Annotated in this window: 15 protein-coding genes and 3 pseudogenes; 10 read left to right on the top strand and 8 right to left on the bottom strand. The window is 34.9% G+C overall.

Annotated elements, in window-relative coordinates; all coding sequences use genetic code 11:
- Positions 1-5: 5 nt before the first annotated feature.
- The 7 genes from kdpA to STA7437_RS25590 all read right to left on the bottom strand — a co-directional run bounded on the left by kdpA (position 6) and on the right by STA7437_RS25590 (position 3,714).
- On the bottom strand, positions 6-1,691 hold the full coding sequence (kdpA, locus tag STA7437_RS19705) for a potassium-transporting ATPase subunit KdpA (protein ID WP_015195145.1): 1,686 nt from the start codon (positions 1,689-1,691) through the stop codon (positions 6-8).
- A gap of 275 nt (positions 1,692-1,966) precedes the next feature.
- Positions 1,967-2,293, bottom strand: coding sequence for a DUF5615 family PIN-like protein (locus STA7437_RS19700; RefSeq protein WP_015195144.1), 327 nt, complete (start codon positions 2,291-2,293; stop codon positions 1,967-1,969).
- A complete protein-coding gene (locus STA7437_RS19695; RefSeq protein WP_015195143.1) occupies positions 2,277-2,501 on the bottom strand; it encodes a DUF433 domain-containing protein in 225 nt (74 codons plus the stop codon). Before STA7437_RS19695 ends, STA7437_RS19700 begins: the two co-directional genes overlap by 17 nt.
- 90 nt (positions 2,502-2,591) lie before the next feature.
- Positions 2,592-2,936 (bottom strand): type II toxin-antitoxin system PemK/MazF family toxin, encoded by a 345-nt coding sequence (locus STA7437_RS19690; RefSeq protein ID WP_015195142.1) that lies wholly within the window; start codon positions 2,934-2,936, stop codon positions 2,592-2,594.
- Positions 2,918-3,151, bottom strand: coding sequence for a ribbon-helix-helix domain-containing protein (locus STA7437_RS19685; protein ID WP_015195141.1), 234 nt, complete (start codon positions 3,149-3,151; stop codon positions 2,918-2,920). Before STA7437_RS19685 ends, STA7437_RS19690 begins: the two co-directional genes overlap by 19 nt.
- A gap of 145 nt (positions 3,152-3,296) precedes the next feature.
- On the bottom strand, positions 3,297-3,428 hold the full coding sequence (locus STA7437_RS27475; RefSeq protein ID WP_281169236.1) for a type II toxin-antitoxin system HicB family antitoxin: 132 nt from the start codon (positions 3,426-3,428) through the stop codon (positions 3,297-3,299).
- A 121-nt stretch (positions 3,429-3,549) separates the two neighbouring features.
- On the bottom strand, positions 3,550-3,714 hold the full coding sequence (locus STA7437_RS25590) for a type II toxin-antitoxin system HicA family toxin (RefSeq protein WP_071882343.1): 165 nt from the start codon (positions 3,712-3,714) through the stop codon (positions 3,550-3,552).
- Between the two features lie 32 nt (positions 3,715-3,746).
- On the opposite strand from STA7437_RS25590, the gene STA7437_RS19675 reads away from it, so the two are divergent.
- The gene (locus STA7437_RS19675) at positions 3,747-4,853 is read left to right on the top strand and encodes a sensor histidine kinase (RefSeq protein WP_015195140.1); all 1,107 of its coding nucleotides are present in this window, start codon (positions 3,747-3,749) and stop codon (positions 4,851-4,853) included.
- Between the two features lie 7 nt (positions 4,854-4,860).
- Here STA7437_RS19675 and STA7437_RS25585 read toward each other — a convergent pair.
- A pseudogene (locus STA7437_RS25585) lies at positions 4,861-5,040 on the bottom strand (Txe/YoeB family addiction module toxin); the annotation flags it as partial.
- Between the two features lie 71 nt (positions 5,041-5,111).
- Here STA7437_RS25585 and STA7437_RS19670 point away from each other — a divergent pair.
- The 9 genes and pseudogenes from STA7437_RS19670 to nrdR all read left to right on the top strand — a co-directional run bounded on the left by STA7437_RS19670 (position 5,112) and on the right by nrdR (position 12,714).
- A complete protein-coding gene (locus STA7437_RS19670) occupies positions 5,112-5,765 on the top strand; it encodes a response regulator (protein ID WP_015195139.1) in 654 nt (217 codons plus the stop codon).
- 10 nt (positions 5,766-5,775) lie between these two features.
- Positions 5,776-6,203 (top strand): annotated as a pseudogene (locus STA7437_RS27770) (response regulator transcription factor); the annotation flags it as partial.
- Positions 6,204-6,242: 39 nt separating this feature from the next.
- Positions 6,243-6,377 (top strand): annotated as a pseudogene (locus STA7437_RS27765) (sensor histidine kinase); the annotation flags it as partial.
- Between the two features lie 140 nt (positions 6,378-6,517).
- Complete coding sequence (locus STA7437_RS19660; RefSeq protein WP_015195138.1) at positions 6,518-7,477, top strand: aldo/keto reductase; 960 nt, start codon at positions 6,518-6,520, stop codon at positions 7,475-7,477.
- 115 nt (positions 7,478-7,592) lie between these two features.
- Complete coding sequence (locus tag STA7437_RS19655; RefSeq protein WP_015195137.1) at positions 7,593-9,293, top strand: putative bifunctional diguanylate cyclase/phosphodiesterase; 1,701 nt, start codon at positions 7,593-7,595, stop codon at positions 9,291-9,293.
- A gap of 220 nt (positions 9,294-9,513) precedes the next feature.
- Positions 9,514-9,840, top strand: a complete 327-nt coding sequence (locus STA7437_RS19650; protein ID WP_015195136.1) for a hypothetical protein — start codon at positions 9,514-9,516, stop codon at positions 9,838-9,840.
- 290 nt (positions 9,841-10,130) lie between these two features.
- Entirely contained in the window at positions 10,131-11,663 is a 1,533-nt protein-coding gene (gene psbB / locus STA7437_RS19645; RefSeq protein WP_015195135.1) for a photosystem II chlorophyll-binding protein CP47, read from the top strand.
- Positions 11,664-11,891: 228 nt separating this feature from the next.
- Positions 11,892-11,987, top strand: a complete 96-nt coding sequence (locus STA7437_RS19640) for a photosystem II reaction center protein T (protein WP_013321375.1) — start codon at positions 11,892-11,894, stop codon at positions 11,985-11,987.
- A gap of 190 nt (positions 11,988-12,177) precedes the next feature.
- Positions 12,178-12,714 carry a transcriptional regulator NrdR gene (gene nrdR, locus STA7437_RS19635; RefSeq protein ID WP_015195134.1) on the top strand — a complete coding sequence of 179 codons (537 nt, stop codon included), beginning with the start codon at positions 12,178-12,180 and terminating at the stop codon, positions 12,712-12,714.
- The last annotated feature ends 193 nt before the right edge of the window (positions 12,715-12,907 follow it).

Here is a 12,907-nt window from a genome sequence, read left to right as displayed (position 1 = left end):
CGATCTTATAAATTTTTAGCGATTTCAAATCCTTCAGCAATTGCCCCTAATGCCAAGACTGGGAAAAAGGTAAGTGCGCCGAGAATTAAAATGACTCCTGCTGTAACTCCAGTAAATAAGGTTGTATCGGTACGCAAAGTTCCAGGAGTTTTGGGTACTGGTTGTTTGCGAGTCATGTTATCAGCGAGTAAAAGTAAGGCAACAATGGGAATATATCTTCCTATAATCATTGATGCTGCTGCGGTAAGATTCCACCAGACAGTATTATCTCCTAAGCCTTCAAAACCCGAACCATTATTAGCTGCTGCGGAGGTATATTCATAAACAACTTGGGAAACGCCATGAAAACCAGGATTACTAATACCTGCTAAAGTGTCTGGATTAATAAAAGTAATCGCACTGGGAATTAAAACAGCAATGGGATGAACTAGCAAAATCACACTAGCTAAAACGATTTGTTGTTTTTCAATTTTTCTTCCTAAAAACTCTGGGGTTCTTCCTACCATTAAACCTGTTAGAAATACAGTTAAAATAAGGAACACAAATAAATACGCTGTACCCGTACCTTGTCCACCCCAAACTATTTGTAGAAACATATTAAATAAAGTAGCAAAACCACCAGTCGGCATTAAAGAATCGTGCATTCCATTAACTGCGCCACACATCGTTCCTGTCGTAGTCACTGCCCATAAAGCAGTCTGCGCCCACCCAAAACGAACTTCTTTTCCTTCTAAATTAGGTGCATTTGTACCCAGAAAATTGTTAATAATTGGGTTGCCGTAATATTCTCCTACTGCTGAAATTACAATTAAAATTACATAAATAATAAATACCATCCCAAATATTAGCCAACCTTGTTTTTTATTTCCCGCTATAACTCCGTAGGTATAAATTAAAGAGGTAGGAATAACTAACATAATTACGGTTTCAATTAAGTTTGAAAAACCATTCGGATTTTCAAAGGGATGGGCAGAATTAATGCCAAAAAAACCACCGCCATTTTCCCCTAATTGTTTAATAATTTCAAAATGAGCAACAGGCCCTCTAGCGATATATTGAGTTGCACCTTCTAAAGTATTAGCAACTGCTGGTGGGGCTAAAGTTTCTGGTACACCTAAGATTAATAAGACAATACCACCTACTATTGAGATTGGTAATAAAATACGAGTAATTGATTTAGTTAAATCTACATAAAAATTACCTAAAGGATTGCCTGTTAAACCACGAATAAATGCGATCGCGACAGCAATTCCTGTTGCTGCGGAAGTAAACATCATAAATCCCAAAGCGAACATTTGGGAAGCATAAGAATAAGTAGTTTCTCCAGAATAATGCTGTTGATTAGTATTAGTAACAAAAGAAATAGCTGTATGCAAAGCTAAATCCCAACTCGGTGCAGTTAAACCCGTCGGATTTAAAGGTAAAAGGCCCTGAAAAATTAGGATTAAAAACACAAATACTAACATAACTAGGTTACTAATCAGTACGCTTCTGGCATACCGCCAACCTGTCATATTTTTTTGGTAATTAATACCACCAACTGTATAAATTAATTTTTCAAGTGGTTGTGCGATCGGCTCTAAAATAGTTTTCTGTGCTAGAAAAATACGAGCCATATAATTGCCAAACCACGGCACAATTAAAACTACAATTAATAGCGTCAAAGCTATTTGAATAAAACCTTGAATCATCTTATCAAAGCAAAAATTTATTTGCGGTCTAATAAAATAATTATTTCAAGATTTCGATTAGCTGACAATTTATCAATTATTATAATTTTTAGTCTATTTACTAATATTTAAATCTAAATATAGATGTATATACTTGCAGTTATAGGAGATATATATACGAATCAAGAAATATTTTAATTATTATTAGTAACGTAAAAATAGATAGATTTAAGGTTGAAGAGCGATCGCTTTTGAGTTCAGTTTCTTTATGATATAAATTAAAACACTTGTAATACTCAATAACTACCAACTTCAATTAATTCCCCTGGCTTAACAGTAAACAAAGTTTCACGTACTTTTGGGATTAATGGCAATAAATCGGAAATACGATTTGTACGGGCTACCATAACTATTACTGCAATACCGGCTTGTTGTAGATTTTGCTCGTATTTTATATTACGGTCACTCGTTAGCCAAATAGTAAATTCTGACTCAGATATTAATTTTAGTAATACTCCATTTTTTGTTCCCGACCATCCCATTTCTCTGACTGTTTTAATATCTAAATCAGCAAATTCTCGTTTTAAAGGGTTAGGAACACACTCATCAAGCAGGATGCGCATAAGTAATTAGCATTTCCTTAGCCAATTCTAGAACAGATATGGCATCTTGTTTAGTAACACTGGGAAAATGATCGAGAAATGTATCTAGTGAATCTCCTGCTTCTAAATAATCAATTAAGTTTTTAATGGGGACGCGAGTTCCTCTAAATACAGGAGTTCCTCCCATAAGTTCTGGATCGCTAACAATGACATCACTTTTAGTTGTCATGACACAAATCTAGTTACGATTTATTTATATATCATAGCTAGATATTTGAAGCGAAAAAATTTGAAAAAAGTGATCGCGCTCAATTATCTGTTAATCTTCTCCAATTAGATCGTCAATTGCTAAAATAATTTCTTTCATCTGTGCAATATCTATTTGACCGATGTAATCTCCAATTCTTTCATTTGAAATAGTACGAATTTGAGTAATTTTAACCCAAGATTGTTTAGGTAAAGATGAGCAATCTAATTCTAAAATCAAAGGATATTTTACTCTAAGTTTAACGCTCGTAATTGCTAGAATTACCGTTGTTCCAGAACGTTGATTAAAAATATTATTACTAATAATTAATACTGGTTGATTTCCACCTTGTTCTCTACCACGTATAGGATTTAAATTTGCCCAATAAATTTCTCTTCTCAATATTCTTCCATCCAATCGTCAAATCCTCCCCATTCAGCAAACTCTTGTTCTTCTTTTGGTTCGAGTTTGGCACACTCAATTTCAAATCTTTGACGACGTAGAAAGTTTCGATTAGCTTCAAGATTAGCTGCTATTGCTTGAGAACGATTAGGATATATTTTTTGTTCTACTAAATAATCAATTTCTGCTAATAAATTTTCGTCTATAGTAATAGCAATTTTCTTTTGCATAAATTTAGACTTAAGTATGATAAATATCATACTTACTAGTTTAGTCTAAGCAAATTAAATATAAAACACAATATTTTATAAAGCGAAGCGATCAACTAAAGCAAAATTGTAGTTTTTTGTAGCCATCTATCCTGATAAAATTAGATTAAGCCGACACTAATTTAGCTACTGGTAATGGTTTTCCTTCAGCTTGTAAATGTAATATCAGTTCGTCCATTACCTCCAAACCAGATTGTAAAGCTTCTTGATAGGTTTCTCCATAAGTAACAGGTTGCATAATCTCATCAGCAAAATCTGGAAGATAAACTAAATAACATTCATCTTCTGGACTTCAGGCAATAGTAATTTGATATTTATGATTCATTTTTTGCTCTTTGTATAGCTTGTTTTACTTGTTTTTATGAATATGATTTGGCATTCGATCCATCTTTTCCAGGTAAGTTTACTCTAATCGTAGTCCCAGGATATTGATATATTGCATGACTACCTTTACCTCGTTTAGGCATCAATTCAAAACCAGCTTTGAGAAGCATTGCTTTCAATTCTCTTATTTTCTTCGGCACATCTGTTTTGTCTTTTTTAGTGCATATATTTCATGATATGTCAAATATATTTTCAATTTATCAATCGTCTTGATCGCATTGTTTGGCTAATTATTCTTACTTTTGCGAGCGTAATTATTTTGGAATACACTACCCCACCAGAATATGTCTTTGGTTATTTGTATACGGGAACAATTTTGCTGGCAAATCACAATTTAAGTACTAAAACTATCTGGCGAGTTACCTTAAGCGCGATCGCTTTAACTATTTTTAATTTATTTTTCCCTAACCTCGAACCGCACAATCCTGCTACGATCGCTAATAGATTAATTGCTGTCATGGCACTAGCAGTTACGGGTTGGTTAAGTATTCGCAATCGTTACTCTGAAGAAGCAGTAGCTCGTTCCCAAGCTCAATTACGCACTCAACAACAATTAGCTATTTTACGAGAAGATTTCGTTTCTACCCTAACTCACGATCTCAAAACTCCCTTACTAGGGGCGATTGAAACTATTAACGCCTTTCAAAATGGGCAATTTGGCGCAATTACTCCTACCCAAGCTAAAGTTTTAACCATGATGAGTAATTCCCATCGCTCTAGTTTGGAATTAGTGCAAACTCTATTGGATGTTTATCGGAATGATATTGAAGGAATTCAACTCAAACGCGAAACTATAGATTTAAGTGCGATCGCATCGGAAGTAATTGCTAACTTAACCAATCTAGCTACAACCCGTCAAGTTTATCTTTTCTTGACTCATAATGAATCTAATTTTCGTTCTCGTTTTTTTGTGAATGGGGATGCCTTGCAACTACAAAGAGTTTTTAATAATTTAATTGTTAATGGGATCAATCACTCACCTCGTAATGGCAAAGTTGAAATACACTTAGCTAGTGATGGTGAATTTCATGTCATCAAAGTTCTCGATAGTGGTAAAGGAATTAGCTCAACCGAATTACCTCATTTGTTTGAGCGTTTTTATCAAGGAGGCAATGATTCAAGTAAAGATAATTTTTCTGCTCGTGCTTCTACTGGCTCAGGCTTAGGATTATATTTAGCCAGACAAATTATTTATGCTCATGGAGGTACAATTTGGGCAGAAAATCGCTTACCTCAAGGTGCAATGTTTGGTTTTCGTTTACCAGCTATTGCCGAGTAATCAGTTTTTATTCATAGTGCGACCAAACAGAAATAATTCTAATCGTTTTAGTGACATCATTCACAGAATAAATCAGACGATGCTTAATATTAATTCTCCTTGAATAGTAACCTTTTAAGTTACCTAATAATTTTTCATAGGGAGGTTGATAGGGGTTTTGTTTTATAATTGCAATCAGTTGTAGAACATTTCTAAATCTCTATCGGTACAATATATTGTACGGTCAAAAATATTGGCTGCAAAAATTTAACTATCGTTATGAATACAATTCGCCTTTTGCTAGTAGAAGATGACGAACTATTTCGCCTCGGACTGGTAGTGAGATTACAACAAGAAGCAGGGATCGAAATCTTAGCCGAAGCGAGCGATGGAGAAATGGCGGTAGAATTAACCAATCAATATCTACCTGATGTGGTTTTACTCGATGTTGGTTTACCAGGAATAGGCGGAGTAGAAGCTTGTCGTAAAATCAAACAATTACATCCCAATATACCCATTTTAGTTTTAACTTCCCATTTTAAAAAACAATTAATCGAACAGTTAATTGCAGTAGGTGCGTCGGGATACTGTCTCAAAGGAGTTGAAGCCGAAACCTTGATTTTAGCCTTGCGTTCGGTTGCTGCGGGGGCTTCTTGGTGGGATGCAGCGATCACCTCAGAAATTCGTGCAGCATTTCAATCTTATTCTGTGAAAGATACTAATGAAAATAATCCTCTAACAAGCAGAGAAACAGAGATTTTAGCTTTAATTGCAGCAGGAAAAAGCAATAATGAAATTGCCCAACAACTCCACATTACGATCGGGACGGTTAGAGTTCATGTCCATGCTATTTTACAAAAATTAGAAGTACGAGATCGCACTTCGGCAGCTATTATGGCAATTCAACAGGGATTAGTAATTATCGAGCAATAGGTTTAATTCAATGAAATTATTATTAGTAGAAGATGAAGAAGATTTGGGTGTTGCAATTAAACGCACCCTCAATCAAAATAATTATGTAGTTGACTGGATTCAAGATGGCATCGAAGCTTGGGACTATTTAGATACACCACAAACTCAATATAATTTGGCTATTTTTGATTGGTTATTACCATGGTTATCAGGTGTAGAATTATTAAAAAGATTGAGAAAAAAAATAATCCTTTGCCTGTATTAATGTTAACGGCTAAAGACAGTATGGCAGATAAAGTTACTGGTTTAGATGCAGGAGCGGATGATTATTTAGTTAAACCTTTTGGGATGTTAGAATTACTCGCTAGATTACGAGCTTGACAAAGGCGATCGCCTCAGTTAGAACCTCAACAATTGCAATTAGGTAATTTAGGTTTAGATTATTCTACTAATAGTATTTGCTTAATTTTGGAATACCTAAAGCCGAACAAAAACTAAATTAATAGCGATCGCTCTCGGCAGACAGGTGGTTCTGGTTTAGGACTTGCGATCGCATCATCAATTGTACAAGCTCATCAAGGAAGTATCTTTACGATTCGCTTACCTCGAAAAAAGAATAATTTTCCTTTGTGATATTTAATAGTCTTAATTGCTTAAAGAGCAACAAAATTGAGCAAAATATTCCAAAAAATTTTATAAATTCAAACTTTAAAAAATAAAATATTCTACGAATTATTTACTAGCATATATACATTTAAAGCAAAACTTAAATCATGGAACAAAGACAACTTGGACAATCAGATGTTCACATTACCCCAATTTTAATGGGAACTTGGCAAGCAGGTAAAAAAATGTGGGTAGGAATAGAAGACGATCAAAGTATCCAAGCGATCCGTGCAGCATTTGAAGCAGGAATAACTACTGTAGATACAGCAGAAATTTACGGTGAAGGACATTCCGAACAAATTGTAGCCAAAGCATTATCCGATGTCCGCGATCAAGTAGTGTATGCCTCCAAAGTCTTTGCCAATCACCTAAAATATGAAGAAGTAATAACAGCTTGCGATCGCTCTTTAAGCAATCTCCAAACAGACTACCTTGATTTATACCAAATTCATTGGCCTTCTGGTTCTTTTAACACACAATTAGTTCCCCTTGAAGAAACCATGAATGCCTTAAATCATCTCAAACAACAAGGAAAAATCCGAACCATTGGCGTTTCTAATTTTTCTCGTAACCAATTAGAAGAAGCCTCTCAATATGGCAGAATTGATAGCTTACAACCACCCTATTCTTTATTTTGGCGACAAGTAGAAACCGATGCTATGCCCTACTGTATCGAAAATAATATTTCTATTTTAGCTTACTCTTCGTTAGCTCAAGGATTACTCACAGGTAAATGTGACCGCAATCATCAATTTGCCGAAGGAGATCACCGCGCCAAAAATAAACTTTTCCAAGCAGAAAACTATCAACGCGCTCAACAAGCTTTAGATCAACTACGCCCAATTGCTCAAGCTCACCATTGTACTTTAGCTCAATTATCTCTAGCTTGGTTAATTGCTCAACCACAAACAAATGCCATTGCAGGCGCACGCAATGCTACTCAAGCAACAGCTAATGCTAAAGCTACAGAAATTAAACTTTCTCAAGCAGAAATTCAAACAATCGATGCAATTGGAAGACAGGTTACAGACTATCTGGACAACAATCCAGTAATGTGGAATTGGTAAAAAAAAGCCAGTATCCTAAACAATTAATTAATAATTAGACTTTTACCGTCTATTTAAAGATATTTTATGGAATAAATATCGCTGTATTTCGGTTTTTTTTGCTTTATAAAAAAAAATGAATGATAGAAGTCTATACCTCTATGCTTTAATTTCTCGCTTTAAAAGTGTCAAAACTTATAAAAGTAAAATTATGTTGATTGCCTTTGTAGGCACTCATGTACCACTTCTATCAATCTTGGCTTATGTAGTTTTCTCTCATTCATTAACCTTAACTGCGACTATTCATCTTCTCGCGATCGCTATAATCGCTACTTTACTTGGTACTATAGCAACTCTTTATGCCTTACATCATCTGTTAGCACCAGTAAAGCTAACTTCGCAAGCATTACAACATTATCTTGAACAAAAAAAATTACCTAACTTACCAACTTATTTTAATGATGAGGTAGGTACTTTAATGGCAAATACCAATCGAACTATCAAGCAATTAGATCGATTAATCCGTTACACAACAAATTACAATAATTTGACTGGATTACCCAATCAACATTTATTTCAAAATCTTCTCCAACAAACCTTAGCTCAAGCTAATGAAAATCAACAAATTGGTGTAATTATTGTCCATTTAACTAGCTTTAAAGATATTCATAGTATTTTAGGTCGTAAAATTAGCGATTTATTACAAAGAAAAATTGCCTTGCGACTAGCGAATAAAATTCAAAAAAATGCTCTACTTGCTCATCTTTCTGAAGACGAATTTGGAATTATTAAAAAAAACTTGAAGAATTTTGACGATTTAAATGTTTTTGCTCAAGAATTACTAGAGTTATTAAATAAACCTTTTTCTTTGTTTGGAAAAGAAATTTTTACTAATCCTAAACTTGGTATTACTGTTTATCCCTTTGATGGCATTACAGTCGAACAGCTTTTACAAAATGCTAACACTGCCCTTTATCAAACTCGCCAAGAAGAACATCAAAACTGCCAATTTTATTCAATTAAAAATAATGACAAACTTCAAAGAAGATTAGCAATTAAAGAACAGCTTCGATACGCTCTAAGAAGGGGAGAATTATTTCTTCACTATCAACCTCGAATCAACCTTGCCAATAATTATCCTGTTGCTGTAGAAGCTCTCTTACGCTGGCAAAATCCTCAACTAGGACTTGTTCCTCCCACCGAATTTATTCCAATTGCTGAACAAACGAAACTAATTTTATCCATAGGTGAATGGGTTCTTAGAAGTGCTTGTATTCAACAACAAATTTGGCAGCAAGAAGGTTTACCATCCTTGCGAATATCAGTTAATCTATCAGTTAGCCAATTTAAACAAAGCAATTTAATTAAAAAAATTGATAAAATTTTGGCAGAAACTGGTTTTAATCCTAGCTATTTAGAATTAGAAGTTACTGAAAGTTTATTTGTAGAAAACTTTGACCAAACCATTCGACTATTAAAACAATTAAAAAATCGAGGTATTAACCTTTCACTAGATGATTTTGGGACTGGCTATTCTTCATTAAGTTATTTACAACAGTTTCCCATTGATACTCTGAAAATAGATCGTTCTTTTTTATTTGATGTGCCTTCTAATCCCGATAATACTGCCGTTACCAAAGGAATTATTGCTTTAGCTCAAAGTTTAAACTTGCATATTACTGCCGAAGGAGTAGAAAATTCGGCTCAACTTGAATATTTAAAGGCACAAGGATGTCAAGAAGTTCAAGGATACTACTTTAGTAAACCGCTTTCAGCTTATAACCTCGCTCGTTTCTTATCTTCTTATTATCGCCAGCTTGAGGAAACCGCTAGTTAAAGAAATTAAACAGTTTTCGATCTAATTTTAATAGCAATGAAAAATTAAAATTTAATATCTTTACAACTTAGTAATTGTTCAAGCCTAATTCCAACTAAGGCAACTAAATTTTTTTGATTATCTAAAAAATGGACATAACAATTACCTTTTATACTTAGATTCAGATAAATTAAATTTATTACTTGCTCTTAACTATAGTCTCACTCAGTAAATATTTACAGTGAAATACTTTTTTCTATCAGATGGATGGACTTATACCAGAGTCTGGGAATTCGGCGGACTTTGGGATGAAAACAGTTGGAGACGTAAGCCACAAATTAAACGTCTTAATTGTGGAATTGTTCAACAACAAGAAACTTTATGGCTTTATCAAGTAGAAGATGCCGTCATTATGGTCGAAGTTAAACCAACTCAAAATCTTAACGGAGCTTCACCAAATATTGGACAAGTAGTATTAAAACGCCTCATTACCGCAGAGCAGGTGATTGAAATTCTAGCTCAATCAGAAATTTTAGTTACCTCAGTCTCTAATCAAAATAAATTATAACTTTAATTTTTTGTAATAATTCTTAACCTTTGGGCGATTGGAATTCATAACGCTTGCAATAGGTTCTAACAATAGTTACACTTCTTTAAATAAACAGAAATTTCAAGGCATCCTTGATAAGTCTAAACTCTTGCATTTTGATCCAGTCAAAAATAATCTAGTTTTAATTTAAACCAAGTGAATTTGACAATCAAAATCCTGTTTTCAGGTAAGAGATTTAGCGTATAAACCAACTTACAAATAAAAAAAGTCTAAGTAGACAAAAACACTCAACAGGAGGAGCGTAGTCAATGGGACTACCTTGGTATCGAGTCCATACAGTCGTTCTTAATGATCCAGGACGTTTAATATCCGTACACCTAATGCATACTGCTCTTGTAGCAGGATGGGCAGGTTCTATGGCTCTTTATGAGCTAGCTCTTTTTGATCCTAGCGATCCCGTACTCAACCCCATGTGGCGTCAAGGTATGTTTGTACTACCATTTATGGCACGCCTAGGCGTTACTGGCTCTTGGGGTGGCTGGAGCGTTACTGGAGAAACTGGAGTTAATCCAGGTTTTTGGTCTTTTGAAGGTGTTGCTGCTGCGCACATCGTTTTATCTGGTTTGTTGTTCCTAGCAGCAGTTTGGCACTGGGTTTATTGGGATTTAGAACTATTCCAAGATACTCGTACAGGTCAACCTGCGCTTGATTTACCCAAAATGTTTGGGATTCACTTGTTCCTATCTGGTCTACTTTGCTTTGGTTTTGGAGCTTTCCACTTAACTGGTCTTTGGGGACCTGGTATGTGGGTATCCGATGCTTATGGACTAACTGGTCACATTCAACCAGTAGCACCTGAATGGGGACCGGCTGGATTTAATCCCTTTAATCCAGGGGGTGTCGTAGCTCACCACATTGCTGCTGGAGTTGTTGGAATTATCGCTGGTTTATTCCATCTCAGTGTTCGTCCTCCAGAAAGGCTTTATCGAGCATTGAGAATGGGTAACATTGAAACTGTACTTTCCAGTAGTATTGCTGCTGTTTTCTTTGCTGCTTTTGTAGTTGCAGGAACTATGTGGTACGGGAGTGCTACAACTCCGATTGAGTTATTTGGTCCTACTCGTTATCAATGGGATCAAAGCTATTTCCAAACCGAAATTCAACGCCGTGTAGAAGACAACCTAGCTGCGGGCAATACTCTTTCTCAAGCTTGGTCAAAAATACCTGAAAAACTAGCTTTCTATGACTATGTAGGTAATAGTCCCGCTAAAGGTGGATTATTCCGTACTGGAGCAATGGATAGCGGTGATGGAATTGCTCAAGAATGGTTGGGACACGCAGTATTTAAAGATAGTGAAGGCAGAGAATTGAACGTTCGTCGAATGCCTAATTTCTTTGAAACTTTCCCTGTTGTTCTAACTGATTCTGATGGTGTAGTTCGAGCAGATATTCCTTTCCGTCGTGCTGAATCAAAACTAAGTGTTGAACAAGCTGGTATTACTGTCTCCTTCTATGGCGGTGCTTTAGACGGACAAACTTTTGACGATCCTTTTGTAGTCAAAAAATATGCTCGTAAAGCTCAGTTAGGCGAAGCTTTTGCTTTTGACACTGAGACTTTCAACTCTGACGGTGTCTTCCGCACTAGTCCCAGAGGATGGTTCACCTTTGGTCATGCTTGCTTTGCTTTATTGTTCTTCTTTGGTCATATTTGGCATGGTTCTCGTACTCTTTATCGAGATGTCTTTGCTGGTGTTGACCCAGAATTAGAAGCAGAACAAGTAGAATGGGGCTTTTATCAAAAAGTTGGCGATAAAAGTACTCGTCGCGGACAACCTATCTAAAATAGGTTTTCTGTTTACAGCTTGATACCTATTTCAGGGAGAGTAGTAAGTTATAAGCTTGATTGTTTACCTTACTTCTCTCTCAGTTTGAGAAAAAGTAATGACTAACTAGTCAACCAGACAATTATTTGATTGTTTTCTTGATAGACTATAAATTGACGGTGAAAGACTCAAAGGTTTTTTCCGATTGTCCAACTACCGTATTGACGCAATTAGGAAATTTTTACAATGGAAAGCGTTGCATATATTTTAATTTTAACTATGGCATTAGCTGTTCTCTTCTTTGCCATAGCGTTTCGCGAACCTCCTCGCATTGAAAAATAAAGAACTTACTCAAAACTAAACAGTTTTAATTTGATTAAATAGACTGAGCCGTTTTTTACTTTTTATCTTCTAGGTAGAAGTAAGATATAATTACGGCTCAGATTTTGTTTTGATTAATTAAAAATTGCTTAGGCAATCTAAATAAAAAAACTAAATCGGAGTCTGACGGTAGTTTAGATTGGTAGCTATCATGCAATGTCCATATTGCCAAAGTACCGAAAGTCGAGTTTTAGAATCTCGTTCTACAGAAGGTGGGCAAAGTATTCGCAGAAGAAGAGAATGTTTACGCTGTAAGCATCGTTTTACAACTTATGAAAGAATTGAATTTGTACCAATTACGGTAATTAAAAGAGATGGTAATAGAGAATCATTTGATCGTTCTAAATTAATTCGGGGAATGATTCGAGCTTGTGAAAAAACTGAAATAACTTATAAAAGAATTGAAGCAATTGTAGATGAAATAGAAGCTCAATTACAACAAAGTTTTGAAAGAGAGTTTACTACCAATGAAATTGGTGAGTTAGTTTTGAAATATCTGCGTCAGGAAAACGAAGTAGCTTATGTTCGCTTTGCTTCTGTTTATCGTAAGTTTAAAGGCATTAAAGATTTTGTTGAAACTCTTAATCATTTACAAAAAGAAGATTTAAACAATTCAGAAGACGATAACATTTGGCAAAATTTAGAACAGCAAAATGCTTCAACTCCTTTATTGGATTGCATTTCTTAACTAATCTAATGATTAGGTGATGTCAATAGTAGTTTGAGGTTGCTCATTGACAAAAATAAAGATTAAAAACTGTTATTTTTAGGATATGATATTAATTCTGTGTTTATACTTTACCAGTTAGGTAAGTATAACTATCTGACATCAAGGCTAATTAGCCAATGCCAGCACACATCCTGCTAACTTTTAAAATGCT

The organism is Stanieria cyanosphaera PCC 7437 (assembly GCF_000317575.1).
Lineage (GTDB): Bacteria > Cyanobacteriota > Cyanobacteriia > Cyanobacteriales > Xenococcaceae > Stanieria > Stanieria cyanosphaera.
This window is presented reverse-complemented; position numbering and strand designations above follow the sequence as displayed.

Excerpts from the sequence above, each read along its gene's own strand:
- STA7437_RS19675 (WP_015195140.1), top strand. The coding sequence starts at position 3,747 with ATGATATGTCAAATATATTTTCAATTTATCAATCGTCTTGATCGCATT.
- STA7437_RS19640 (WP_013321375.1), top strand. The coding sequence starts at position 11,892 with ATGGAAAGCGTTGCATATATTTTAATTTTAACTATGGCATTAGCTGTT.
- STA7437_RS19660 (WP_015195138.1), top strand. The coding sequence starts at position 6,518 with ATGGAACAAAGACAACTTGGACAATCAGATGTTCACATTACCCCAATT.
- STA7437_RS19695 (WP_015195143.1), bottom strand. The coding sequence starts at position 2,501 with ATGACAACTAAAAGTGATGTCATTGTTAGCGATCCAGAACTTATGGGA.
- STA7437_RS19685 (WP_015195141.1), bottom strand. The coding sequence starts at position 3,151 with ATGCAAAAGAAAATTGCTATTACTATAGACGAAAATTTATTAGCAGAA.
- STA7437_RS19670 (WP_015195139.1), top strand. The coding sequence starts at position 5,112 with ATGAATACAATTCGCCTTTTGCTAGTAGAAGATGACGAACTATTTCGC.
- kdpA (WP_015195145.1), bottom strand. The coding sequence starts at position 1,691 with ATGATTCAAGGTTTTATTCAAATAGCTTTGACGCTATTAATTGTAGTT.
- nrdR (WP_015195134.1), top strand. The coding sequence starts at position 12,178 with ATGCAATGTCCATATTGCCAAAGTACCGAAAGTCGAGTTTTAGAATCT.
- psbB (WP_015195135.1), top strand. The coding sequence starts at position 10,131 with ATGGGACTACCTTGGTATCGAGTCCATACAGTCGTTCTTAATGATCCA.
- STA7437_RS19655 (WP_015195137.1), top strand. The coding sequence starts at position 7,593 with ATGAATGATAGAAGTCTATACCTCTATGCTTTAATTTCTCGCTTTAAA.
- STA7437_RS19700 (WP_015195144.1), bottom strand. The coding sequence starts at position 2,293 with ATGCGCATCCTGCTTGATGAGTGTGTTCCTAACCCTTTAAAACGAGAA.
- STA7437_RS27475 (WP_281169236.1), bottom strand. The coding sequence starts at position 3,428 with ATGCAACCTGTTACTTATGGAGAAACCTATCAAGAAGCTTTACAATCT.